The following is a 22,200-nucleotide window of genomic DNA, read 5'->3' as shown; positions in this document are numbered from 1 at the left end:
GCGTCCGCAGGGGCCTTTCGCGAGAAGCGTGGGTGACATTCAAACGCCTGTTTTGAGCGTTCGAATCGATAAATGGCGGGGTTTTTGTGTTGCGCTGCAATGTCGCTGTGTACCAGGCAAAGACCAGGCGCACACCAGGCGAGTACCAGGCGCGTACGCTCGCCGCGCGCTCGCTCAGCCCACGCCGAGCCAATCGCGCACCACGTCGTCGCGTTTGGCGAACGCGTCGAGCGATCCGTCGAACACGATGGCGCCGTGTCCCATCACCGCAACGCGGTCCGCAAGCCGGCGCGCGAGCACGAGCCGCTGTTCGATCAGCAGCACCGCGACGCCGCGTTCGCGCAACGTGCGCAGGCAATCGCCTACGAGTGCGCTCATCTGGGCCGCCAGCCCTTCGGTGGGTTCATCGACGATCAGAAGATCAGGATCGCCAAGCAGTGCGCGAGCCAGCGCGAGCATCTGCTGCTCGCCGCCCGAGAGCACGCCTGCACGCGCCGTGGCACGCTCGCGCAAAATCGGAAAGAGCGCGTAGGCATCGTCTAGCGTGAAGCGCGGGGCGCGTGATAAACGCGACACGCGCCGCAAAGCGCCACGCGGCGCGAAACCGAGCGCGAGGTTTTCGCGCACCGTGAGCGTGGGAAACACGTCGCGGTGCTCGGGCACGTAACCGATGCCGAGCCGCGCGATCTCGAACGTACGCCGTCCCGCGAGCATCTGACCTGCGAACCGCACGTGCCCTTGCGTGCGCACCATCCCTATCACGGCTTTCGCGAGGGTCGAGCGACCCGAGCCGTTGCGTCCCGCGAGCGCGAGTACTTCGCCTGCATCCACACGCAGATCGACGCCATGCAGCACCTGGCTTGCGCCGTACCACGCATGCAGTCCGCGAATCTCGAGCAGCGCGCCCATCACGCGAACGCCTCGCCCAGGTACGCGGCGCGCACCGCCGCGTGCGCGCGAATCTCTGCGGGCGTGCCCGTCGCGATAACCCTGCCCTGCACGAGCACCGAGATGCGATCCGCGAGTCCGAACACCGCGTCCATGTCGTGCTCGATCATGAGCAGTGTCTTGCCGGCCGTCGTCGCGCGGATCATATCGATGGCGTGCGCGGCTTCGGCGCGGTTCATGCCGGCCGTCGGCTCGTCGAGCAACAGCGTGTGGGCGTCGCTTGCGAGCGCGAGGCCGAGATCGAGCGCGCGCTGCTGCGCGTAGCCCAGTCGCGCGGCGCTCACGTCGCGCTGTGCGGCAAGGCCGATGGCGTGAAGCACGTCGTCGGCGCGTGTGTCGATGACTGCGGAGCCTGCCCATCGATGCCACCAGCACACGCCGCCGCGCCGCGCGGCGAGCACGGCACAACGCAGGTTGTCGTACACGGAGAGCCGCCCGAACACGCTCGTGGTCTGGAAACTGCGGGCAAGGCCAAGATGATTCACGCGCTCGGGCGTGAGTCTCGTGATGTCCACGCCGTTTAACTCGATACGGCCTGCGTTCGCTCGCGCGGCGCCCGTGATCACGTTGAAGAGCGTCGACTTGCCCGCGCCGTTCGGGCCAATCAGTGCGTGGCGCTCGCCGGCTTGCACGACGAGATCGACGCCGCGCAGCACCTCGACATCGCCGAAGCGCTTCTCGAGGCCACGCAGGACGAGCGCCGCGGTCATGATTCGTCTCCGGTGCGCGGGTCTGCGCGGGTGCCTGGGCCTGCCAGGTCGCTGTCGTGACCCGCCGTGAGCTTCGACCACGCACGTGCGGCGCGCCACGCACACACGCCGCCTGCCATCGCGAGCGCCGCGAGACAAACCGCGAGCCGCGACGCGCCCGCCGCATCGTGCGGCACAGCGCCGACGAACGGCAGCGCAGCATCGGCGCTGCCACCGGAGATCTCGCCGAAACGCGCGGCGTACGCCCACTGCACCGCGAGCACCAGTGCCACGCCCCACGCGCTCGCGCCGCCCGTGCTCCACGCGTAGAGGCGCGCGCAACGCCGCCATCCGTATTGCGCCACGAGGCGCCGCTGCCGCTCGACGAAACCCGCGAGGCCGCCCGGCGACGCCACCATCACGACCACGAAGAACAGCCCTACGTAGAGCAGCCACGCGCGCGTGACGCTCGCCACCGCGACGCTGAAAAACACCAGCGCGACAGCACCGACCGCCGGTCCGAAGAACCACGCCGGGCCGCCCGTGACCGTTGCGATCAGCACGGCGGCCGAGGGCAGCATGCCGACGCTCTCGGGCGACACGAGTTCCACGTTCACGAGCGCGAGCGTGCCCGCCACGCCCGCGAAGGACGACGAGAGCACGATCATCGCGTAACGGATGCGCGCCGGTGCACAACCGATCGCGGCGGCACGCACCGGGTTGTCGCGCACGGCGTTGGCGAGCCGCACGAGCGGCGTGCGCGAGAGCACGAACATCGCCGCGCTGGCCAGCACGCACCACACAGCGATCAACGCGTACGCCTGATGCGCCGGGCCGAAGGTCCAGCCGCCCCACGCCGGGCCGCTGGTACGGTCGATAGTGACGCCTGCTTCGCCGCCGAACCAGTGAGGCAAAGTCCAGGCCGCCGCCGCAACGAGTTCGCCGAGCCCGAGCGTGATCATGGCGAACGCCGTGCCCGCGCGGCGCGTGGCCACGGCGCCGAACAGCACGCCCACCAATGCGCCGCCCACGCCACCCACTGCGGGCAGCAGCGGCAACGCGATGCCGAACCGGTTGAACACGTGCGCGGCTGTCAGCGCGCCGAGCCCCGAGCAGGCGGCATGGCCGAACGAGAGCAGCCCGGTCTCGCCGAGCAGCAGGTTGTACGAGAGCGCGAGCACGATCAGCGTGGCCGTCTGCGCGAGATACGAAAGCAGCCAGCCCGCTGGCACGAGGTGTGACGGCGACAACAGCGCCGACACGAACGGCGGCCCGGCGAGCAACGCGATCAACGCGCACCAGGGCGCCGCACGCTGGAACAGGCGCGGGCGCGAAGGCCCGTGACACCTACGCATCGTCGCCACGCTGGCCGAAGAGTCCGCGAGGGCGCAGCGCGAGCATCGCCACGAGCAGCACATAAGGCAGCAGCGGCGCGATCTGCGCGACGGTAAGCGCGCTCCATGCAGGCGGCAGCGCATCGGCGAGATGCCCGAGGTGGCTCAGGTGATCGAGGCGTTCAGCCAGATCGCCGAAGGACACGTTGCTCGCCGCCGCGAACGTCTGAATGCAGCCCACCGCGAGCGAGGCCGCGAGCGCCCCCGAAAGCGAACCCAGGCCGCCCGCCACCACCACGACGAACACGATGGAGCCGACGGACTCCGCCATCGCCGGCTCGATCACGAAGAGCGGCGCGCCCACCACGCCGGCCAGCGCCGCGAGCCCGGTGCCCACGCCGAACACCCAGGTGAAGACGCGCGGCACGTCATGACCGAGCGCCTCCACCATCTGCGCATGCGTGAGCGCCGCACGCACGACGAGCCCCGTCTTCGACACGCGCAGCACCGCGGCGAGCAGCGCGAGCATGGCGAGCGCCACGGCCATCATGAAAGCGCGGTAGCGCGCAAAGGCGAGGCCGTCGAGCGTGAAGAGCGGACCGTCGAGCACGGCCGGCACCGTCGCGCTCAGCGGCTCGAGCCCCCACACGAGCTTGACGAGTTCACCGATCACGTAGGCGGCGCCGAAGGTGAGCAGCAACTCGTTCAACGCGCCGCCAGGCCGCACGCGCCGCAACAGCCAGCGTTCGAGCGCCGCGCCCGTGGCGCCCACGGCAAGCGGCGCGAGCACGAGCGCCCAGCCGAAGCCCATGCGCGCCGCCAGCGAAAAACCCACGTACGCGCCCAGCATGTAGAAGCTCGCGTGCGCGAAGTTGAGCACGCCGAGCATGCTGAAAATCAGCGTGAGTCCGGCGCTGAGCATGAACAGCAAGAGGCCGTAGCTGAGGCCGTTCAGCGTCTCGATTGCCAACGTCTGCACGAGTTAATCCGCCGCCTCGTCCTGGTTCTTGTGCTGACCGGAAGCAACGGCCTCATGAGGCGCCACGACGAGCGGCGCGAGTGCTGCGCGCAACGCGTCGGGCAGCACCGAGACCGGCCGGCGCGTGGCGCGCTCCACGTAGACGTGCACGAAATGCCCCTGCGCCGCGGGCTGCGACTCGCCCTCGCGGAAGAGCCCCACCTCGTAACGCACGCTCGACGACCCCAGCCGCGCCACGCGCAGACCGGCATCCACGCGCTCCGGAAACACGAGCGGCGAGAAGTAGTTGCACTGCGTCTCCACCACGAGGCCGATGGTCGTGCCGTGCTCCACGTCGAGCGCGCCCGCGCGGATCAGGTACTCGTTCACCACCGTGTCGAAATAGCTGTAGTAGACGACGTTGTTCACGTGGCCGTAGACGTCGTTGTCCATCCAGCGCGTGGTGATGGGCAGGAAGTGGCGGTAGGCGCTGCGAACGATCGCGGTGGGCCTCATGGTGGTTTGCGTCCCTTCGTGGGTTAGAGCGACTCGTGCAGCATGCGACGGTAGTCGTCCGCGCTGGCTTCGCGCGGATTGGTCTTGTGGCAATGGTCGGCAAGCGCGCCTTCGATCACGTGGTCGAACACGCTCGCATCCACGCCCATCTGCGCGAGCCCGGTGGGCAGGCCGAGCCGCGCGGTCATGTCGTGCAGCGCGTCGGCCAGATCGGCATGGGGCGCGAGCCCCATTACGCGGCGCATGCGTTCGTAGCGCCGGTTGGCCACCACGCTTTCGGCGCTCGCGTTGAAGCGCAGCACGGCGGGCAGCACAACGGCGTTGAGCGTGCCGTGATGCAGCGACGTGCGTCCGCCCACCTTCACGCCACCGAGCGGATGCGACAGCGAATGCACGCAGCCGAGCCCCTTCTGGAACGCCATCGCGCCCTGCATCGAAGCGCTCATCATGTTGAGACGCGCGTCGCGGTCGCTGCCGTCGCGGGTGGCGCGCTCGATGTTCGCCCACGCGCGTTCGAGCCCGTCGAGCGCGATGCCGTCGGCGGGCGGGTTGAAGGCGGGCGCGAGGAACGTCTCGATGCAATGGGCGATGGCGTCCATGCCCGTCGCCGCGGTGAGCATGGGCGGCAGGCCGAGCGTGAGGCCGGGGTCGCAGATCGCGGCCTTCGGCAGCAGATGCCACGAATGGAAGCCGAGCTTGCGTCCGTCGTCGAGGATGATGATGGCGCCGCGCGCGACTTCGCTGCCCGTGCCGGCGGTGGTGGGCACGGCGATGAGCGGCGCGGCCGCGCTCGTGATGCGGTTGCTGCCGCCTTCGATGGTGGCATAGGTGGCGAGCGGCCCCGGATGGGTCGCCGCAATGGCCACGCCCTTGGCCAGATCGATCGACGAACCGCCGCCCACTGCCACGAGCCCGTCGCAGCCCTCCTCGCGATAACGTGCTGCGGCGGCCCGCACCATGGCCTCCGTGGGGTTCGATGGCGTGTCGTCGAACACCGGCAGCGTGCCGCGACCGAGCGCATCCACGGCGCGCTGGGCAAGACCTGCGGCCACGACGCCTTTGTCGGTGACCACGAGCGGTCGCGTGATGCCGGCGCGCGCGCATTCGGACGCGAGCTGGTCGAGCGCGTCGTAGCCGAGATGGATGTGAGTCAGGTAGTAGATGTACGCCATGCCATGTCTCCTGGTTGGGTCGCCCGGTTTGGGCGTCCGGTCGGTCATCCGGTTGCGCGCCTCAACTGGGGCGCCTTGTTCGGTCTGGTTCGACCACTTGCATCGGCTACCTGCCGCGCGCGGGCACTTTTGTCTTGCGAACCGCTGCGGCGGCTGAGGGGTGCCGCTTCATCGTTATCGACAGGAATGTGCCGCTACTGCTCTGCTGTGATGGCGTGCTGATACGTCGCTACGCGCGGATGCCGCCGTCATTGTCCCGGCCGCTCGACGAATTCGAACGGCAGACCCCGGCGCCGCATCCACTCGGCGAGCGCCTGGCCCGTACCCGCCAGCCACGGCCGCAGCTTGGCGGGCTCCACGAGCCGATACTCCAGTAGCTCCGGCGACAGCGCGATGGTGCCATGCGCCTTCACGTGATACGCGATGATGAGTTCGTTCTTGCGGATGAACTCGTAGACGCCCACCAGTTCCACGCTCTGCGCATGCAGCGCCGTCTCTTCGCGCACCTCGCGGGCAATGCCCTCTTCGGGCGTTTCGCCGTTTTCGAGAAAGCCCGTGATGAGCGCAAACGTGCCCTCGGGCCACGCGGCATTGCGTGCCAGCAGCACCCGCCCTTCGTACTCGACGATCGCGGCCACCACGGGCAACGGATTGTTCCAGTGCACATAGCCGCAGGCCTCGTCCGGACAGGTCTGGCGCACACGGCCGCCCTCGTGTTCCGGATCGGTTCGCTCGACGAGCGGCGTGGCGCAGCGGGGGCAGAAGCGGTAGTCGGTCATGGGGCGGGAGGACGCAGGGTGCGATGGAAAGCGTCCATTTTAGTGTGCGATTGCGGCGGTCGTGGGGCGGCGTCGGCGTGGGGCGAGGTTCGGGCTGAGGTTCGTCCCGGGACGGCCGCTTTGGGCCGCCACGCCGCTCTCGTTGTACCCCACGCCTCGCGCCCCAAACGAAACGGGCCGCTCCCTTTTCTTCAGGAGCGGCCCGTTCGCCTTTTACTGTCCGGCACGCCGCGATGGCGCTTTCATCGAGCCATTACGGTGGCCCGCCGTCTGCGATTAAAGCTGCGCTTCAATCCAACCCTTCACGCCGGCCAGCGCGGCGGGCAGGTTGGTCGGATCGGTGCCGCCGGCCTGCGCCATGTCGGGCCGGCCGCCGCCCTTGCCGCCCACCTGCTGGGCGACGAAGTTCACGAGTTCGCCGGCCTTCACCTTCTTGCTGGCCTCGGCCGTGACGCCCGCGATCAGGCTCACCTTGCCGCCTTCCACCGACGCCAGCACGATCGCGGCGCTCTTCAGCTTGTCTTTGAGCTTGTCGACGGTCTCGCGCAGCGTCTTCACGTCCGCGCCTTCCAGCGTCGCGGCAAGCACCTGCACGCCGGCCACCTCGACCGCCTGGCCCGCCAGTTCGTCGCCCTGGCTCGACGCGAGCTTCGACTTGAGCGCGGCCAGTTCCTTCTCGAGCGACTTCACCTGGTCTTGCACCTGCGAAATGCGCTGCGTGAGTTCGGCCGGCTGCGCCTTGAGCGCCGCGGCCGCCGCGTTGACGCGTGCGTCGAGTTCCTGCACGTAGCGCACCGCGTTGTCGCCGGTAATGGCTTCCACGCGACGGATGCCCGCCGCCACGCCGCCTTCCACCACGATCTTGAAAAGGCCGATGTCGCCCGTGCGATGCACGTGCGTGCCGCCGCAGAGTTCGCGCGAGAAGCCGAGATCGAGCACGCGCACTTCGTCGCCGTACTTCTCGCCGAAGAGCGCCATCGCGCCGCCCTTCACGGCTTCGTCGTAGGGCATCACCTGCACCACGCCCGGCGCGTTCGCAAGCACCTCGGCGTTCACGATGTCTTCCACGCGGCGAATTTCGTCGTCGGTCATGGGCGCGTTGTGGGCGAAGTCGAAGCGGGTCTTTTCCGCATCCACGAGCGAGCCCTTCTGCTGCACGTGCGCGCCCAGCACTTCGCGCAGCGCCTTGTGCATCAGGTGCGTGGCCGAGTGGTTGCGCGCCGTGCGGGCGCGGCGGATCGCGTCGATCTCGGCCTTCACCACGTCGCCCACCTTGAGCGTGCCCTGTTCGAGCAGACCGTGATGGCCGATCACGTCGGCCTGCACCTTCTGCGTATCGCTCACTGCAAAGCGCACGCTCGCGTTGCCAAGCACGCCCTGGTCGCCCACCTGGCCGCCCGACTCGGCGTAGAACGGCGTGTGGTCCAGCACCACCACGGCGTGCTGGCCCTTCGTCACTGCGTTGACCGCGGCGCCGTCCACGTAGAGCGCGACCACCTTCGCGTCGTCGAAGACGATCTCTTCGTAGCCGTGGAACGTGGTCTTCGCGCCCGAGTATTCGAGGCCCTGCGCCATGCGGAATTTGCCCGCCGCACGAGCCTGCTCGCGCTGGCGCGCCATGGCTTCGTCGAAGGCGGACTCGTCAACCGTCACGCCGCGCTCGCGGCACACGTCGGCCGTGAGGTCCAGCGGGAAGCCGTAGGTGTCGTGCAGCTTGAACGCGAGTTCGCCGTCGAGCGTCTTGCCGCCCGCGGCTTCGAGTTCGGCAAGCGCGCCTTCGAGAATCGACATGCCGTGCTCGATGGTCTCGAAGAAGCGTTCTTCCTCCTGGCGCAGCACGTCCGTGACGCGCGCCTCGTTTTCCTTGAGTTCGGGATACGCGCCGCCCATCTGCGCGACGAGGTCGCCCACCAGCTTGTGGAAGAACGCCTGCTTGCGGCCCAGCTTGTAGCCGTGGCGGATGGCGCGGCGCACGATGCGGCGCAGCACGTAGCCGCGGCCTTCGTTGCCCGGAATCACGCCGTCGACGATCAGGAACGAGCACGCGCGGATGTGGTCCGCAATCACCTTGAGCGAGTTGTTCGTGAGGTCGGCGATGCCGGTTTCACGGCCGGCGGCCGCGATCAGCGCCTGGAACAGGTCGATCTCGTAGTTGCTGTGCACGTGCTGGAGCACGGCCGCGATACGTTCGAGGCCCATGCCGGTGTCCACGCAGGGCTTCGGCAGCGGTGTCATGTTGCCCTGCGCGTCGCGGTTGAACTGCATGAACACGAGGTTCCAGATTTCGATGTAGCGGTCGCCGTCTTCTTCGGGCGATCCCGGCGGGCCGCCCCACACGTCCGGGCCGTGGTCGTAGAAGATTTCGGAGCACGGGCCGCACGGGCCGGTGTCGGCCATCTGCCAGAAGTTGTCGGAGGCGTAGCGCGCGCCCTTGTTGTCGCCGATGCGGATGATGCGCTCGGCCGGCACGCCCACTTCCTTCGCCCAGATGTCGTAGGCCTCGTCGTCTTCCTGGTAGACGGTGACCCAGAGCTTGTCCTTCGGCAACTGGTAGACCGTGGTGAGCAGCTCCCACGCGTAGTGGATCGCGTCGCGCTTGAAGTAGTCGCCGAACGAGAAGTTGCCGAGCATCTCGAAGAACGTATGGTGGCGTGCGGTGTAGCCCACGTTTTCGAGGTCGTTGTGCTTGCCGCCCGCGCGCACGCTGCGCTGGGCCGTGGTGGCGCGCGAGTACGGCCGCTTGTCGGTGCCGAGGAACACGTCCTTGAACTGCACCATCCCCGAATTGGTGAAGAGCAGCGTCGGGTCGTTGGCGGGCACAAGGCTCGACGAGCGCACGATCGTGTGGCCCTTCGATTCGAAGAACTTGAGGAATTTCTCGCGGATATCGGCTGCTTTCATGGCGTGGTGGGGCGGTCTCTGCTTTAAATCCGGCGCGTACCGGTCAAAACCGCAGACGCGCCAGCCATTTGCTTTCCAGACGGTCGATTATACGGGATCACGCCTGCCACGCGAGGCCGCAGAGCCCTCGTGGGCGGGCGCGCACGCGGGAATCGCTTAAGATGGACGGCATTGCAGGCAGCCACAAGAGGAGACATGCAAGACATGATGGGCGCTCTCAGTCATATCCGGGTGCTGGACCTCACCCGCGTGCTGGCCGGTCCCTGGTGCGCACAGACGCTCGCCGACTTCGGCGCGGACGTGATCAAGATCGAGCGCCCCGGCGCCGGCGACGACACGCGCCACTGGGGTCCGCCGTATCTGAAGACGCCGGACGGCGCCGACACGCGCGAGGCCGCCTACTACCTCGCGGCCAACCGCAATAAACGTTCGGTCACGGTGGACATCGCGACGCCCGAGGGCCAGCGCATCGTGCGCGAACTCGCGGCGCAAAGCGACGTGGTGCTGGAGAACTACAAGGCCGGCCAGCTGAAGAAGTACGGGCTCGACTACGCATCGCTCGCCGCCGTGAAGCCGGACATCGTCTACTGCTCCGTGACGGGCTTCGGCCAGACCGGCCCCTACGCGTCGCGGGCCGGCTACGACTTCATCGTGCAGGGCATGGGCGGCTTCATGAGCATCACGGGCGAGCGCGACAGCCTGCCGGGCGGCGGCCCGCAGAAAGCCGGCGTGGCCATTGCGGACCTCATGACCGGCATGTACGCGACCATCGCCGTGCTCACGGCGCTCGCGCACCGCGACCGCACGGGCGAAGGCCAGTACATCGACATGGCGCTGCTCGACGTGCAGGTCGCCATGCTCGCGAACATGAACGCGAACTATCTCGCGAGCGGCAAGCCGCCCGTACGCTGGGGCAATGCGCACGCCAACATCGTGCCGTATCAGACGTTCCAGACGAGCGACAGCTGGATCATCGTGGCGGTAGGCAACGACGGCCAGTTCCGCAAGTTCGTGGAAGTGGGCGGCCGCGCGGAACTGGCCGACGACGAACGCTTCGCCACGAACCCGGCCCGCGTGCGCAACCGCGACACGCTCGTGCCCGTGCTCGCCGAAATGGTGCGCCTGAAGACCAAGCACGAATGGATCGCGGCCCTGGAAGCGGCGGGCGTGCCGTGCGGGCCGATCAACGATCTGGCCGAGGTGTTCGCCAACGAGCAGGTGGTGGCCCGCGGGATGCAGGTCGACGTGCCGCATCCGTCGGGCGCCACGGCGAAGCTCGTGGCCAATCCCATCAAGATGACGAAGACGCCGCCGCGGGTGGCGAGCCATCCGCCCACGCTCGGCGAGCACACGGACGAGGTGCTGCGCGACGTGCTGGGCTATAGCGAAGACGCCATCGCGGCGTTGCGGGCGAAGTCAGCCGTCTGAACGCCGCGCGCCCGGGGCCGTTCGGCGCACGTTCAACGCACCCTCAGCACACCCTCAGCGCCCCGCCTCCACGCGTGGCTCGCGCGCCAGTTCCGCGAGCCACGCGAGTCCCTGTTCCCAGTCGCCAAGACCGCTGTCGGCATTGATGTGCCCGCGTGCGCCGATGTCGAACCAGCGGCTGCCCCACGCCTGCGCGCACGCGGCGGAAAACGCAATGCCGCCGTACGGGTCGTTGCTGCTCGCCACGACGGTGGTGGGAAACGGCAGCGGTTCGAGCGGCACGGGCGAGAAGCCCGACGCGTCGCGGGGGAACACAGCGCCTGCCGGGTCCGGCACGGCCACGAGCAGCGCACCCGCCACCTTCGCCGCGCGTTCGGGCGTGGCGTATTGCGTGGCCCAGAACGCCACGGTGAGGCAGCCCATGCTGTGCGCGGCGAGCCGCACCGGCCCTTCAGCGGCGGCGATGGCTTCGTCGAGCGTGCGACACCACGCCTCGCGCACCGGATGGTCCCAATCGGCCATCTGCACGCGGGTGAAGGCGAAATGACCCGACGGCGCGCCCGATACCGCGCCTCTGGCCGGCCCATGCCGGCCGTGCAGCGCCTCCCAGCGCGTCTGCCAGTGGCCGGGGCCGGAGTTCAGGTAGCCGGGCAGCGTCAGTACCGTCAGTACCGTGTGGTCGATCATCGCTTTCGTGTTCCTCGCAGGCTCGCGACAAGGCTGCGGCGCCCCGCGCAACGCCGTGCGGCGGCTGCTGGAGCGGGCCTCGTCAGGTAGAATTAACAGAATTGCGGACGCACCGCGCGCCCTCGAACGACATCCCTACTCTCGCATGAACAACGAACGCAAACCCACCGAACGCAAAGCCGCCGACAGCAACCACGCGGACCGGACGGACGCGCCCGCGTCCAATTTCATCCGCAACATCATCGACGAGGACAACCGCTCGGGCAAGTGGAGCTCGCGGGTTGAAACGCGTTTCCCGCCCGAGCCGAACGGCTACCTGCACATCGGCCACGCGAAAAGCATTTGCCTCAATTTCGGCATGGCGCGCAGCTATGGCGGCGTGTGCCATCTGCGCTTCGACGATACGAATCCGGAAAAGGAAAGCGTCGAGTACGTCGAGTCCATCATCGACGCCGTGAAGTGGCTCGGCTTCGACTGGCAGCACGACGGCCGCGAGCACCTCTACTATGCGAGCGACTACTACGACAAGCTGTACGCGTTCGCCGAGCTGCTGATCGAGCGCGGCAAGGCCTACGTGGACAGCCAGAGCGCCGACGAAATGCGCGCGAACCGCGGCTCGCTCACCGAGCCCGGCAAGCCCTCGCCGTACCGCGACCGCACGCCCGAAGAGAATCTCGACCTGTTCCGCCGCATGAAGGCGGGCGAATTCACCGAAGGCGAGCACGTGCTGCGCGCGAAGATCGACATGGCGTCGCCCAACATCAACATGCGCGACCCGGTGATCTACCGCATCCGCTTCGCGCATCACTACCGTACCGGCGACACGTGGTGCGTGTATCCGATGTACGACTACACGCACTGCATTTCGGACGCGCTCGAAAACATCACGCATTCGCTGTGCACGCTCGAATTCGAAGACCACCGGCCGCTCTACGACTGGGTGCTCAACGAACTCGCCGACGCCGGCGTGTTCACGCGTCCGCTGCCGCAGCAAATCGAGTTTTCGCGGCTCAACCTCACGTACGCCATCACGAGCAAGCGCAAGCTGCTGCAACTCGTGACCGAAGGCCATGTGGAGGGTTGGGACGACCCGCGCATGCCGACCATCGTCGGCCTGCGCCGTCGTGGCTTCACGCCCGAGGGGATCCAGCTCTTCTGCGAGCGCATCGGCATCACGAAGGTGGATTCGTGGATCGACATGAGCGTGTTCGAAGGCGCGCTGCGCGACGACCTCGACGAGAAGGCACCGCGCACGGTGGCCGTGCTGGACCCGGTGAAGCTCGTCATCGACAACTTCCCCGAAGGCGTGACCGAGGAATGCAGCGCGCCGGTGCATCCGCATCATCCGGAACGCGGCCTGCGCACCTTCCCGATTTCGCGCGAACTGTGGATCGAACGCGAGGACTTCACGGAAACGCCGCCGAAGGGCTATTTCCGCCTTTTCCCCGGCAACAAGGTGCGGCTGCGCTACGGCTACGTGGTGGAATGCACGGGTGCGGAGAAGGACGGGGACGGCAACATCGTGGCGGTGCATTGCACCTATTTCCCGGACAGCCGCTCGGGCACCGAAGGCGCGAACAACTACAAGGTGAAGGGCAACATCCACTGGGTGAGCGCGGCGCAGGCCTGCCCGGCGGAAGTGCGCCTCTACGACCGCCTCTTCAAGGAACCACAGCCCGATGCAGGCGGCCGCGATTTCCTCGAAGCGCTGAACCCGGACTCGAAGCGTGTGGTGCAGGCCTATCTGGAACCCGGCGCACGCGATGCGATGCCCGAAGACCGCTACCAGTTCGAACGGCATGGCTACTTCGTGGCCGACCGCGTCGATTCGAAGCCGGGCAAGCCGGTGTTCAACCGCATCGTCGGGTTGCGCGACAGCTGGGGCAAGCCGGCTTGAATCTGCGATGAAGAGAAGCGGCGTCTGAAATGACGCCGTTTCTCCTGCGCACCGCGCGCCGTTACAGCCTGCGGTGCAGTTCCTCCAAAGACAACGTTGTCTCGAAGAGCCGGTTCAGACTCCGGCTCGCGTACTGGGCCACCTCGTCGGGCGCGGCCCAGCGGTAAGCGTCCATCTCGGGAATCATCACGCCGTCCCAACGGCGCGGAAAGAGCGACGTGCAAGTGCAGCGCGTGAGGTCCAGTTCGTCGTCCCGCGCGCGGGCGGCAAAGAGATGCAGTTCCTTGTCGCGCCGATAGTCGAAACGGCCCAGGTCCACCAGCCGGTCCGGGGCGATCACGAGGCCCGTCTCTTCCACCAGTTCGCGCAGTGCCGCCTCGCGCGGCGTCTCGCCTTCCTCGCCCTGCCCTTTCGGAACGTCCCAGTGGTTGGTGCCGGTGGCATGCGCAAGCAGAACCCGGCCTTCCGGGTCCAGCAAAACGACGCCACACGAAACGGTGCGTTCGGCCACCGGCTGCATCCTCCCTGCTGCTTCTATCGGGCTTTCTGGAATTGCCACTCGCCTTTGCCTTCGCGGCAGTAGGACGGCACAAGCGTCATGGACTGGCCCTTCGCATCCAGTTCCACGTCGACCTTGCGACAGGTCTTTTCCCCGTCTTTAGTCGTGTCGTGCGGCGTGATCTTCGCGTCGATCCTCACGCTGTTGCGGGAACCCTGATTCGTCCAGTTCGCAGTTTGGCCGTCCTGCTTGTTGTCGAGCGCGACATACACGGCCTTGATGATTTCATCGTGATCGCGCTGCTGGATGTAGGCGAGCGGCGTGTTGTCGAGAAAGCTCAGGTTCGAGGCCAGCGCGCTGCCCGCGCAGGCGAGCAGCAGCGCCCCGGCGCCCATGCTCAAGAGGTTTCGAATCCGCTGGCGGCTTTGATGTTGATTTCGCGTCGTCATTCAGTCGTTCTCCTTGTTAGCGTCGTTCGAATAGACGTCGTGCAATGGCCCGCACACGGGCTCCTCAATCGAGCACATTAATCGGCGCATTAACCAGCGCATTAACCAGCGCATTAACCAGCGCATTAACCAGCGCGTTAACCAGCACATTAACCGGCACGCAGACTGAGCGCCACGGCACGCGGGACGGCCTGGCAAGCATAGCACGCAGCTTTCGGCCGCCCCGGGGCCGCCCGGCCCCCTGCGGCCCTGCGTCGCGGCCTACTGCGCGGCGGGCTGCCAGCCGTCCGTGAGCGTGTTGAGAAAGGCAATGACATCGCGGATTTCGGCGGCGTTGAAGACGGGCGCGTCACCCGGCTTGCGGTCGAACGGCGGCTCGGTATTGAGATTCGGCCAGTAGCGTTGCGGCAGGTCGTCGAACTTCTGCACCTTGCCGTTCACCACCGGATAGAACTTCGCCGGGTTCGTGTCGCGTTCGGCGTAGAAGCGCAGCACCTGTTCGAGCGAATGGTAGACGCCGTTGTGGAAGAACGACTTCTTGAGCGCCACGTTGCGCAGCGTCGGCGTGCGAAAGAGGCCGCAGAATTCGGCGCGGCCCTTGAGGTCGGTACGCTCGGGGCCGCACGCACCCAGGTCGTAGAAATGCGGATCGCGGTTCACCGCGAGTGCGCGGTTGCGCGGCACGCCGACGGCGATCAGCCCGAAGTCGCTGAACTGCGGCGGCGCGCCGTCCCGCGCGCGCTGGCTCACGTGGCAGCTCGCGCAGTTGCCCTTCTTCTCGTCGTTGAAAAGCTGCAGGCCGCGCAGCTCGGCCGGTGTGAGTTGAGTCTTGCCCGCCAGGTACGCGTCGTACTTGCTCGTGTACGGATAGAACACCTGCGGCGTCTGCTCGAACGTTTCCAGCGCCTTGAGGACCGCCTTGAAGGTGGCGTCGGCGTTGTCGAAGATGTGCTCGCCGAACGCGTCCCGAAACTGGTTCGCGTAAGGCGCGGCCTTGACTGCGGCGGCCACCTTCTGCGGCGAGCTGCCCATCTCGAGCGGCGAGAGGATCGGAATGCGCGCCTGGTCCGCGCCGCGATCCACGCGACCGTCCCAGGTAAGGCCGCCGGTGGGGCCCGCGTCCACGCTTTCGTCGCCTTCGTCGTCGGACTCGTGATAGTGCTCCTGGAACGCCGGCACCGACTGCAGATACTTGAGCGTGGGCACGGCTCGCATGCCTTGCTGGTGCATGTCGCTGCCGCCCAGTTGCACGGAAAGCGCGTTGGCCGGCGTGAACGCGCGCGACGGCGTGTGACAGGTGGCGCACGCGAGCTTGCCCGAACCGGACAGCGACGGGTCGAAGAACAGCTGCTGACCGAGCGCCGTCATCTTGCGCACCGATTCGTACACCTGGGCGCGCGTCTGTCCGCCTCCGTCCACGGCAGCGACGCGCACGATCTGCACGATCTGCGGTGCATCCGTTGCTGCGCCCGCTCGCTGCGCATCGGGCTGCGCCGTTGCCGCCACGGTCTTCGCACTTGCCGGCGCAGCCACGTCCGCAGCGCCTTCGGCGCCCGGCCCGCGGGCATCGCATCCGCCGAGCAGTGCCAGCAGCAGGAGTACCGCGCCCGCGGCAAGCGCCGCAACGGCGTGCTCCCGCATGCGAAGCGACAGGCGGCCGGGCGAAGGCGACCGGGCGAACGGCCATTCCGTGAAACGACACAGCATGAGTATTCTTCCGAGGTTGGCGAATCGCGAGAGCGTATGTCGGTGCCGTGACGAAACCATGACGGAAAGCCAACGAACGCCCGGGAATTTAAAGGCGCTTGTAAATAATTACATCTGTCTGTCAAATTAGCTTGCGACACTCCCCGGGGCCGAACGTGCCGAGACAACCCGCCGGTTCCCGACCACAGCCGCACAGCATAGATCGGGAGCCGGGCACAACGGATGGACAGAACGGCCGCGGCAGTCCCCTACGCGAGAGAGAGAACTCCATGAACAAGAAACTGATCTGCACGGCGCCCCTCGCGATCGTTGCAGCGCTCGGCCTGTATGCCTGCGGTGGCAATGAAGTCACCAAGCCGGACATCTCGTCGGTGAAGACCATCGTCGTGATCTATGCGGAGAACCGCAGCTTCGACAACCTCTACGGCAAGTTCCCGGGCGCGAACGGCCTGCAGAACGTAACGGCCGCGAGCGCGAAGCAGCTCGATCGCGACGGCTCGGTGATGGCCACGCTGCCGCCCGTCTGGAACGGCCTCACGCAAACGGGCGTCACGCCCGCCGTCACGCAGGCGATGACCGCGAACCTGCCCAACAGCCCGTTCGCCATCGACGATCCGAACGGCTTCAACGTGCCCTTCACGCAGACGACGCGTGACCTGTGGCACCGCTTCTACGAAAACCAGATGCAGATCGACGGCGGCAAGAACGACAAGTTCGCTGCCTGGGCCGACTCGGGCGGCCTCGTGATGGGCTACTACAACCTCAACGCGGACAAGCTGCCGCTCTGGAAGATCGCCCAGCAATACACGCTCGCCGACAACTTCTTCATGGGCGCGTTCGGCGGCTCGTTCCTGAACCACCAGTGGCTCGTCTGCGCGTGCACGCCGGTCTACCCGAACGCGGACGCGAGCCCGGCCGCCAGCTCGATCTCGGCCGTGAATCCAGACGGCGTTTCGCTGCAGGTCGCGTCGAACTCGCCCGCCTCCGCCATTTCGGGGCCGCCGAAGTTCGTGAAGTCGGGCAACCTCACGCCTGACTTCTTCGCCGTGAATACGATGCAGCCGCCGTATCAGCCGAGCGGCAACAAGCCTGCCTCGGGCGGCGACACGACGCTCGCCGATCCGTCGAATGCGACGACGCTGCCGGCGCAGACGCAGCAGAACATCGGCGACCTGCTCAACAACGCGGGCGTGTCGTGGGCCTGGTATGGCGGCGCGTGGGGCGCGGCGCTCTCCGCGTCGCAAAGCGGCACCTCGGGCGTGATCTACGGCGCGAACATGAGCGCGCCGAACTTCCAGCCGCACCACCAGCCGTTCAACTACTTTGCGGGCTACGCGCCGGGCACGGCGAACCGCTCGGCTCACCTGCTGGACGGCGGCCTTGCGGGCTCGGAGTTCATCAAGGCGATCGATGCCGGCACGCTGCCGCAAGTGGCCTTCTACAAGCCGCAGGGCAACCTCAACGAGCACGCGGGCTACACGGACGTCCAGTCGGGCGACCAGCACATCGCCGACGTGATCGCGCATCTGCAGAAGAGCCCGCAGTGGAACAACATGGTCGTGATCGTCACCTACGACGAAAACGGCGGCTTCTGGGACCACGTCGCGCCGCCGAAGGGCGACCGCTGGGGTCCGGGCTCGCGCATTCCGGCCATCATCGTTTCGCCGCTCGCGAAGAAGGGCTTCGTGGACCACACGCAGTACGACACGACCTCGATCCTGCGCTTCATCACGCGCCGCTACGCGCTGCCCACGCTGCCGGGTCTCACGGCGCGCGACAAGGGGCTGACCGCGAACGGCAACCCGTCGATGGGCGACCTCACGAACGCGCTCGACATCGTGCACTAAGGTTTCTTCAAGCAGCAGCAACGCGCGTTACGCGCAACCTTCGGGCAGCTTCGGCTGCCCTTTTTTGTTTCTGCTGCATTCGTGCGGGCCATGCGTATGCGGTGACGCGCGCCGTGCCGCCTATGCCATGCGCCGCTAAGGTTTGGTAAGGGCCTGCGAAAAACACGCTGTGCCGCGCGCTTCGGCGCGGCGCCTCGCGCGTGAAGATCGGAGCGCGAAATACGGTGCGTCCCCTGTCGCCGTGTTTCGCGCATCAACGTTCAACCATCGGAGCGAGCCCTCATGCAACTGACCAACCTTCCCTCCACTCACCTGCCGAACCTCAACGAGGCCACCGGGACCACCAGCGCCGCGGGGGCCGCTTCGGCGAAGACCGGCAGCCGCACCGGCCTGCGCACCGGCACCGGCACGCAAGCGGCCGCCGAGCCCGCCGCCGACACCGCGCGCAAAGCCCGCACCGGCTCGATGGTCGGCTCGAACGTCGACACCACCGCGTGAGCGGCGCATGGTGACAGCTGTTCCGGCACGGTGGTACGGATGGCGCGGCCGGCCCGCGGCGGTGTTGCGAGCCGCGCGCATGTGCGGCGCGTGGCTCGCCATGGCGGCGGCCACGTTCTCGCTCGACGGCTGCGCTGTCGCGGCGCTGCCATGCCGCGTGGTCGCCGCCACGCTGAAGGTAGTGCCGGTCGTGGGCCACACGGCCGCCGTGCCATTCGATGCCTGTGCCGACGTGATCGACTGACGCAATCGCCTGACGGGGTGCAACAGCAGAGGGAGGGACGGGCTTCACGGCGTGGCGGGATCGTCCGTCACGTCCGTCTTCTCGCTGCCTCTCCATCATCGGGCGACGCTGCGTTCGCGCCGCCCTCGCAATAATTCGCAACACGCCGCAAGCCAGCGTAAGCCTTCGCAACCCGCCGGCAATCTCTGATAACGACCGGTCGCGTCGCCGCGCATATTCGGCCCATTGCGCGAGCCGCGCGGCCCGTATCGTCTGGCCATTGCTTCATCGTGTTCGTTATCGAGCTTTCATATCGAGCCGTCATTCAGGTCCGCAGCCATGATCGCGTCGTTCCGTTCCCCTTGCTCCACTCGCTCCCCTCGCCGCATCGCGCGACAGGCGCGAAACCCAAGGCTGCTCGCCTTCGTGTTGGCCGCGTTGCCGTGGCTCGTCACGGGCTGCGGCTCGAGCCGACAGCCCTCGGTGGTCAACATGCCCTTGCAGCCGCCCACCGTCGCGCAGCCTTACACGATCAACACGCAGGGCGCCATCTTTCAGCCCGGCACCGCGCTTGCGCTCTACGAGACGCCGCGCGCCCAACATGTAGGCGACGTGCTCACCATTCGCCTCTCGGAATCGTGGTCCGGCAACGATTCGGCCGACACCGAACTGAGCCGCGCAAGCTCGATCAGCGCGGAAGCCGCGGACAAATCGACGGGCGCCGCCGCGCGTCTCGCGCGTCTCTTCAACATCGGTTCGGCGGACACGACCTTCACGGGCAAGGGCACGACGAAGAACTCGATGGGCATGGACGGCACGCTCGCCGTTTCCGTGATCGGCACGACCGCGGGCGGCAATCTCGTGGTGGCAGGCGAAAAGGTGATCGCGATGGCGGGCAACCAGGAGCGGCTGCGGCTCTCGGGCATCGTCAACCCGAAGGACATCGAGGCCGGCAACTACGTGGCGTCGAACAAGGTGGCCAACGCGCACATCGAACAGGCGGGCGTGGGCAGCCTCACCGATTCCACGACGGTGGGCTGGCTGCAGCATCTCTTCCTGAGCGTGCTGACGTTCTGAAGCGGGCGCGCAAAACAGCAGACACCGCGTGATGGCGAAATGATCGGGACAACCTCTCACGCCGCGGCGCGCGCCGCCCGCTTACCCGGCAACCGGACTGCCCGAGCCGTAGCGCTCGGCCGCGCCTGTCTCGCCCTGCGGCACGAAGATGTAGCCCTGCCCCCAGACGGTCTGGATGTAGCGCGGCTCGGAAGGATCGGTCTCGATCAGACGGCGCAGGCGCCAGATCGAAACGTCGAGGCTGCGGTCACGGTAGGTGGCCGAGTGGCCGCGCAACCGTTCGTTGAGCTGGGCGCGCGTGATGACCGTCATCTCGTTCTTGACGAAGATCTTGAGCGTGGCGAATTCGCTGGAACGCAGCGGCACGCGCTCGCCGTTGCGGCGCAGTTCGCGCGCCGCGAAGTCCACTTCGAACGGGCCGAAGCGGTACGAAGGACGAATCTCGGGCGCGCCCGGCGACACCGTGCTCTGCCGGCGCAGCACCGTGCGGATGCGCGCCACCAGCTCGCGCGGATCGAACGGCTTGGGCAGATAGTCGTCGGCGCCCAGTTCGAGACCCACGACGCGGTCGATCACGTCGGAGCGCGCGGTGAGAAAGATGACCGGAATGTTGTCGCCCGTGGCACGCAACTGGCGCAGCGCGGTGATGCCGTCCTGCTCGGGCATCATCACGTCGAGCACGACGATGGACGGCCGCTCCATTTCGAGGCGGCGTTTCAGGCCCGCGCCGTCGTACAGCACGGACACCGCGAAGCCGTGGCTTTGCAGGTATTCGCGCACGAGGTCGCGCACTACGGGGTCGTCGTCGACGAGCAGCACATGTTCAGTCATGCAACGGATTCTAAGGGCTCAATTCGCGTTTTTGCGACGGCCAATCCTTTCCAGATATTTCCTGTAATGGCCCTTTCGGGCCACGGCATGCGCCTGCGCGGTTCGCCCCGCCTGCGAGGCCGATTTCGCCGAAGGTTGCCGTGCGGTGTTGCCGCGTGCATTTGACACGTCTTTCGCGCTCTTTCAGGAACGCAACGCGGCTCACCGAACCTCAAATGAACGTAAGAATCGGTAACTCCACCGTCAGAACTCTGCAAGGTTCTTTTTTTGATGGCCGTCTACAATTTCGCGGTGTCGATTCCGGCGCCTGCCGTGCCTCGCGGCCGCACCGGTCTGCGTATCGGTCTACCTGCAGGTCCGCTTGTCGATCCGTCCTCCTGCCCGCCCTTTTGTCTGCGATGAACAAGCGAGCCCTCCTCAAGATTCCGTTCGACTCGCTGTTCGGCAGGATGGCGCTCATTTCCATGATCGTGCTGTTCGCCGTGCAGGCGGGCTGGTTCGCCGTGCTCACGGCGCAGCGCCGCCACCACGACGCGGACGGCTACGCGCGCGGCCTGCTGCTCGTGCTCGAAGCCGTACACAGCGACACCTCCCACGGCGCCCATCTCGCGCCCGCGCTGCACACCCATCTCGTGCCGACCTGGAACATGCCGGCCACCGTGAAGCTCGAAAACCCGGCCGCGACGCCCATCGCGATGCTCGCGCGCAAGCTCGCCGCCGATTTGCCGGCCGGCGTGCAGATTGCCGCGGACATCGACCCGCAGCACACCGTGCGGCTCTGGGTGCGTTACCCGGACAGCAACAACTGGATCGTGACGCCCGTGGATCTGCCGCCGCCCAAGCCGATTCTCGTGGAATCGGTGTCCATGCTGGTGGGGGCGCTGCTGCTCTCCTTCGTGGCCGCGTGGCAGTTGCAGCGGCCGCTCTCGCGCGTCGCCCAGGTGGCGCGCCATTTCGGCGGCGGCCGGCGCGCGGCGCCCGTGGTCGAGCGCGGGCCGCGCGAGCTGCGCGACCTGATCCGCGCGTTCAACCAGATGATGCAGCAGATCAACGAGACCGACGACGAGCGCGCCGTCATGCTCGCCGGCATCGCGCACGACCTCAAGGCGCCGCTCACGCGCCTCAAGCTGCGCGCGAGCGTGACCGCGGGCGGCAACGAGGAAACGCGTGCGCAGTTCATTCGCGACATCGATTCGCTCACGCGCATCGTCCAGCAGTTCCTCGAATTCGCGGCGAGCGCGCCCGCGGCTGGTCCCGATGTGGGCGTGGACGACTTTCTCGCCGAGCAATTCTCCCTGCCTGAAGACGACGATGCGCCGCTCTTCGTGCTCGCGCTCGCGGCCGGCCCCGCGTTTCGCCTGCCTCGCACGCTGATCGACCGGCTCGCCACGAATCTGGTCGATAACGCGCTCGAACACGGCGAGCCGCCCGTCGAAATCAGCACCCAGCGCGACGGCGACGACTGGGTGCTCATGGTGCGCGACCACGGGCGAGGCATTCCGCCCGCACGCATCGAAGACGCGTTGAAGCCGTTCGTGCGGCTCGATCCCGCGCGCGCGGGCGACGGCCACTGCGGTCTCGGGCTGGCCATCGTCACGCGGCTGGCGCGCGACCTGGGCGGCCGCTGCGCGATCGAAAACGCGGCGGGCGGCGGGCTCGCCGTGCGCATCACCGTTCCCGCCCAGACGCCGCGCGCCCTCCCGGGCCGCCCGACGCCATACGACAGCTCACGCGCCGGCGCCCGGCTCGCAACCGCATGA

20 protein-coding genes are annotated in these 22,200 nt (G+C 67.4%); 7 read left to right on the top strand and 13 right to left on the bottom strand.

From position 1 onward, the window contains the following. Positions 1-174: 174 nt before the first annotated feature. From PXJ20_RS30580 to alaS, 8 genes are all read right to left on the bottom strand, one after another. Positions 175-909 carry an ABC transporter ATP-binding protein gene (locus PXJ20_RS30580; RefSeq protein ID WP_421030636.1) on the bottom strand — a complete coding sequence of 245 codons (735 nt, stop codon included), beginning with the start codon at positions 907-909 and terminating at the stop codon, positions 175-177. Beyond that, the gene (locus PXJ20_RS30575) at positions 909-1,658 is read right to left on the bottom strand and encodes an ABC transporter ATP-binding protein (protein ID WP_421030635.1); all 750 of its coding nucleotides are present in this window, start codon (positions 1,656-1,658) and stop codon (positions 909-911) included. The genes PXJ20_RS30580 and PXJ20_RS30575 overlap by 1 nt, the downstream gene beginning before the upstream one ends. Then, positions 1,655-2,929 (bottom strand): branched-chain amino acid ABC transporter permease, encoded by a 1,275-nt coding sequence (locus PXJ20_RS30570; protein ID WP_421030634.1) that lies wholly within the window; start codon positions 2,927-2,929, stop codon positions 1,655-1,657. The genes PXJ20_RS30575 and PXJ20_RS30570 overlap by 4 nt, the downstream gene beginning before the upstream one ends. Positions 2,930-2,984: 55 nt before the next feature. Continuing rightward, positions 2,985-3,893 carry a branched-chain amino acid ABC transporter permease gene (locus PXJ20_RS30565; protein WP_421031000.1) on the bottom strand — a complete coding sequence of 303 codons (909 nt, stop codon included), beginning with the start codon at positions 3,891-3,893 and terminating at the stop codon, positions 2,985-2,987. 60 nt (positions 3,894-3,953) lie between these two features. Continuing rightward, a complete protein-coding gene (locus PXJ20_RS30560) occupies positions 3,954-4,445 on the bottom strand; it encodes an acyl-CoA thioesterase (protein ID WP_126878898.1) in 492 nt (163 codons plus the stop codon). Positions 4,446-4,468: 23 nt separating this feature from the next. After that, on the bottom strand, positions 4,469-5,617 hold the full coding sequence (locus PXJ20_RS30555; protein WP_413213467.1) for an iron-containing alcohol dehydrogenase: 1,149 nt from the start codon (positions 5,615-5,617) through the stop codon (positions 4,469-4,471). 248 nt (positions 5,618-5,865) lie between these two features. Beyond that, positions 5,866-6,396 carry an NUDIX domain-containing protein gene (locus tag PXJ20_RS30550; RefSeq protein WP_017777711.1) on the bottom strand — a complete coding sequence of 177 codons (531 nt, stop codon included), beginning with the start codon at positions 6,394-6,396 and terminating at the stop codon, positions 5,866-5,868. Positions 6,397-6,672: 276 nt separating this feature from the next. Further along, the gene (alaS, locus tag PXJ20_RS30545; protein ID WP_421030633.1) at positions 6,673-9,297 is read right to left on the bottom strand and encodes an alanine--tRNA ligase; all 2,625 of its coding nucleotides are present in this window, start codon (positions 9,295-9,297) and stop codon (positions 6,673-6,675) included. Positions 9,298-9,504: 207 nt separating this feature from the next. On the opposite strand from alaS, the gene PXJ20_RS30540 reads away from it, so the two are divergent. Beyond that, entirely contained in the window at positions 9,505-10,725 is a 1,221-nt protein-coding gene (locus PXJ20_RS30540; protein WP_026122032.1) for a CaiB/BaiF CoA transferase family protein, read from the top strand. A gap of 54 nt (positions 10,726-10,779) precedes the next feature. Here the strand turns inward: PXJ20_RS30540 and PXJ20_RS30535 are convergent, their stop codons facing one another. Further along, positions 10,780-11,412 (bottom strand): RBBP9/YdeN family alpha/beta hydrolase, encoded by a 633-nt coding sequence (locus PXJ20_RS30535; RefSeq protein ID WP_421030632.1) that lies wholly within the window; start codon positions 11,410-11,412, stop codon positions 10,780-10,782. Positions 11,413-11,557: 145 nt separating this feature from the next. Between PXJ20_RS30535 and PXJ20_RS30530 the strand changes: the two genes are divergently transcribed. Beyond that, positions 11,558-13,309 carry a glutamine--tRNA ligase/YqeY domain fusion protein gene (locus tag PXJ20_RS30530; RefSeq protein ID WP_421030631.1) on the top strand — a complete coding sequence of 584 codons (1,752 nt, stop codon included), beginning with the start codon at positions 11,558-11,560 and terminating at the stop codon, positions 13,307-13,309. A gap of 61 nt (positions 13,310-13,370) precedes the next feature. On the opposite strand, the gene PXJ20_RS30525 is transcribed toward PXJ20_RS30530, so the two are convergent. The 3 genes from PXJ20_RS30525 to PXJ20_RS30515 all read right to left on the bottom strand — a co-directional run bounded on the left by PXJ20_RS30525 (position 13,371) and on the right by PXJ20_RS30515 (position 15,964). Then, positions 13,371-13,820, bottom strand: coding sequence for an NUDIX hydrolase (locus PXJ20_RS30525; protein WP_421030630.1), 450 nt, complete (start codon positions 13,818-13,820; stop codon positions 13,371-13,373). 23 nt (positions 13,821-13,843) lie between these two features. After that, entirely contained in the window at positions 13,844-14,257 is a 414-nt protein-coding gene (locus tag PXJ20_RS30520; RefSeq protein WP_421030629.1) for a hypothetical protein, read from the bottom strand. Positions 14,258-14,518: 261 nt separating this feature from the next. Further along, positions 14,519-15,964, bottom strand: coding sequence for a cytochrome-c peroxidase (locus PXJ20_RS30515; RefSeq protein WP_421030628.1), 1,446 nt, complete (start codon positions 15,962-15,964; stop codon positions 14,519-14,521). Between the two features lie 269 nt (positions 15,965-16,233). Between PXJ20_RS30515 and PXJ20_RS30510 the strand changes: the two genes are divergently transcribed. The 4 genes from PXJ20_RS30510 (at position 16,234) to PXJ20_RS30495 (ending at position 19,609) form a co-directional block, all read left to right on the top strand. Next, positions 16,234-17,811: an acid phosphatase gene (locus PXJ20_RS30510; RefSeq protein ID WP_421030627.1), complete on the top strand. Its 1,578-nt coding sequence runs from the start codon at positions 16,234-16,236 to the stop codon at positions 17,809-17,811. 282 nt (positions 17,812-18,093) lie between these two features. Beyond that, the gene (locus PXJ20_RS30505; protein ID WP_017777701.1) at positions 18,094-18,309 is read left to right on the top strand and encodes a hypothetical protein; all 216 of its coding nucleotides are present in this window, start codon (positions 18,094-18,096) and stop codon (positions 18,307-18,309) included. Positions 18,310-18,316: 7 nt separating this feature from the next. Beyond that, positions 18,317-18,553, top strand: coding sequence for a DUF6726 family protein (locus tag PXJ20_RS30500; protein WP_126878905.1), 237 nt, complete (start codon positions 18,317-18,319; stop codon positions 18,551-18,553). Positions 18,554-19,024: 471 nt separating this feature from the next. Continuing rightward, positions 19,025-19,609 (top strand): flagellar basal body L-ring protein FlgH, encoded by a 585-nt coding sequence (locus PXJ20_RS30495; RefSeq protein ID WP_017777698.1) that lies wholly within the window; start codon positions 19,025-19,027, stop codon positions 19,607-19,609. A gap of 81 nt (positions 19,610-19,690) precedes the next feature. Here PXJ20_RS30495 and PXJ20_RS30490 read toward each other — a convergent pair whose 3' ends face one another. Beyond that, positions 19,691-20,440: a response regulator gene (locus tag PXJ20_RS30490; RefSeq protein WP_017777697.1), complete on the bottom strand. Its 750-nt coding sequence runs from the start codon at positions 20,438-20,440 to the stop codon at positions 19,691-19,693. 398 nt (positions 20,441-20,838) lie between these two features. On the opposite strand from PXJ20_RS30490, the gene PXJ20_RS30485 reads away from it, so the two are divergent. Next, positions 20,839-22,200, top strand: a complete 1,362-nt coding sequence (locus tag PXJ20_RS30485; RefSeq protein WP_421030626.1) for an ATP-binding protein — start codon at positions 20,839-20,841, stop codon at positions 22,198-22,200.

It is taken from the genome of Paraburkholderia sp. A1RI_3L (genome assembly GCF_048957895.1).
Taxonomy (GTDB): Bacteria; Pseudomonadota; Gammaproteobacteria; order Burkholderiales; family Burkholderiaceae; genus Paraburkholderia; species Paraburkholderia kururiensis.
Note: the sequence above shows the minus strand (reverse complement) of the source record. Positions and strands in the feature narration are given on the sequence as shown.

Coding starts and splice junctions, on each gene's coding strand:
- PXJ20_RS30580 (WP_421030636.1), bottom strand. CDS start 909: ATGGGCGCGCTGCTCGAGATTCGCGGACTGCATGCGTGGTACGGCGCA.
- PXJ20_RS30575 (WP_421030635.1), bottom strand. CDS start 1,658: ATGACCGCGGCGCTCGTCCTGCGTGGCCTCGAGAAGCGCTTCGGCGAT.
- PXJ20_RS30565 (WP_421031000.1), bottom strand. CDS start 3,893: ATGCTCAGCGCCGGACTCACGCTGATTTTCAGCATGCTCGGCGTGCTC.
- PXJ20_RS30560 (WP_126878898.1), bottom strand. CDS start 4,445: ATGAGGCCCACCGCGATCGTTCGCAGCGCCTACCGCCACTTCCTGCCC.
- PXJ20_RS30555 (WP_413213467.1), bottom strand. CDS start 5,617: ATGGCGTACATCTACTACCTGACTCACATCCATCTCGGCTACGACGCG.
- PXJ20_RS30550 (WP_017777711.1), bottom strand. CDS start 6,396: ATGACCGACTACCGCTTCTGCCCCCGCTGCGCCACGCCGCTCGTCGAG.
- alaS (WP_421030633.1), bottom strand. CDS start 9,297: ATGAAAGCAGCCGATATCCGCGAGAAATTCCTCAAGTTCTTCGAATCG.
- PXJ20_RS30540 (WP_026122032.1), top strand. CDS start 9,505: ATGGGCGCTCTCAGTCATATCCGGGTGCTGGACCTCACCCGCGTGCTG.
- PXJ20_RS30535 (WP_421030632.1), bottom strand. CDS start 11,412: ATGATCGACCACACGGTACTGACGGTACTGACGCTGCCCGGCTACCTG.
- PXJ20_RS30530 (WP_421030631.1), top strand. CDS start 11,558: ATGAACAACGAACGCAAACCCACCGAACGCAAAGCCGCCGACAGCAAC.
- PXJ20_RS30520 (WP_421030629.1), bottom strand. CDS start 14,257: ATGACGACGCGAAATCAACATCAAAGCCGCCAGCGGATTCGAAACCTC.
- PXJ20_RS30515 (WP_421030628.1), bottom strand. CDS start 15,964: ATGCTGTGTCGTTTCACGGAATGGCCGTTCGCCCGGTCGCCTTCGCCC.
- PXJ20_RS30510 (WP_421030627.1), top strand. CDS start 16,234: ATGAACAAGAAACTGATCTGCACGGCGCCCCTCGCGATCGTTGCAGCG.
- PXJ20_RS30505 (WP_017777701.1), top strand. CDS start 18,094: ATGCAACTGACCAACCTTCCCTCCACTCACCTGCCGAACCTCAACGAG.
- PXJ20_RS30500 (WP_126878905.1), top strand. CDS start 18,317: ATGGTGACAGCTGTTCCGGCACGGTGGTACGGATGGCGCGGCCGGCCC.
- PXJ20_RS30495 (WP_017777698.1), top strand. CDS start 19,025: ATGCCCTTGCAGCCGCCCACCGTCGCGCAGCCTTACACGATCAACACG.
- PXJ20_RS30490 (WP_017777697.1), bottom strand. CDS start 20,440: ATGACTGAACATGTGCTGCTCGTCGACGACGACCCCGTAGTGCGCGAC.
- PXJ20_RS30485 (WP_421030626.1), top strand. CDS start 20,839: ATGAACAAGCGAGCCCTCCTCAAGATTCCGTTCGACTCGCTGTTCGGC.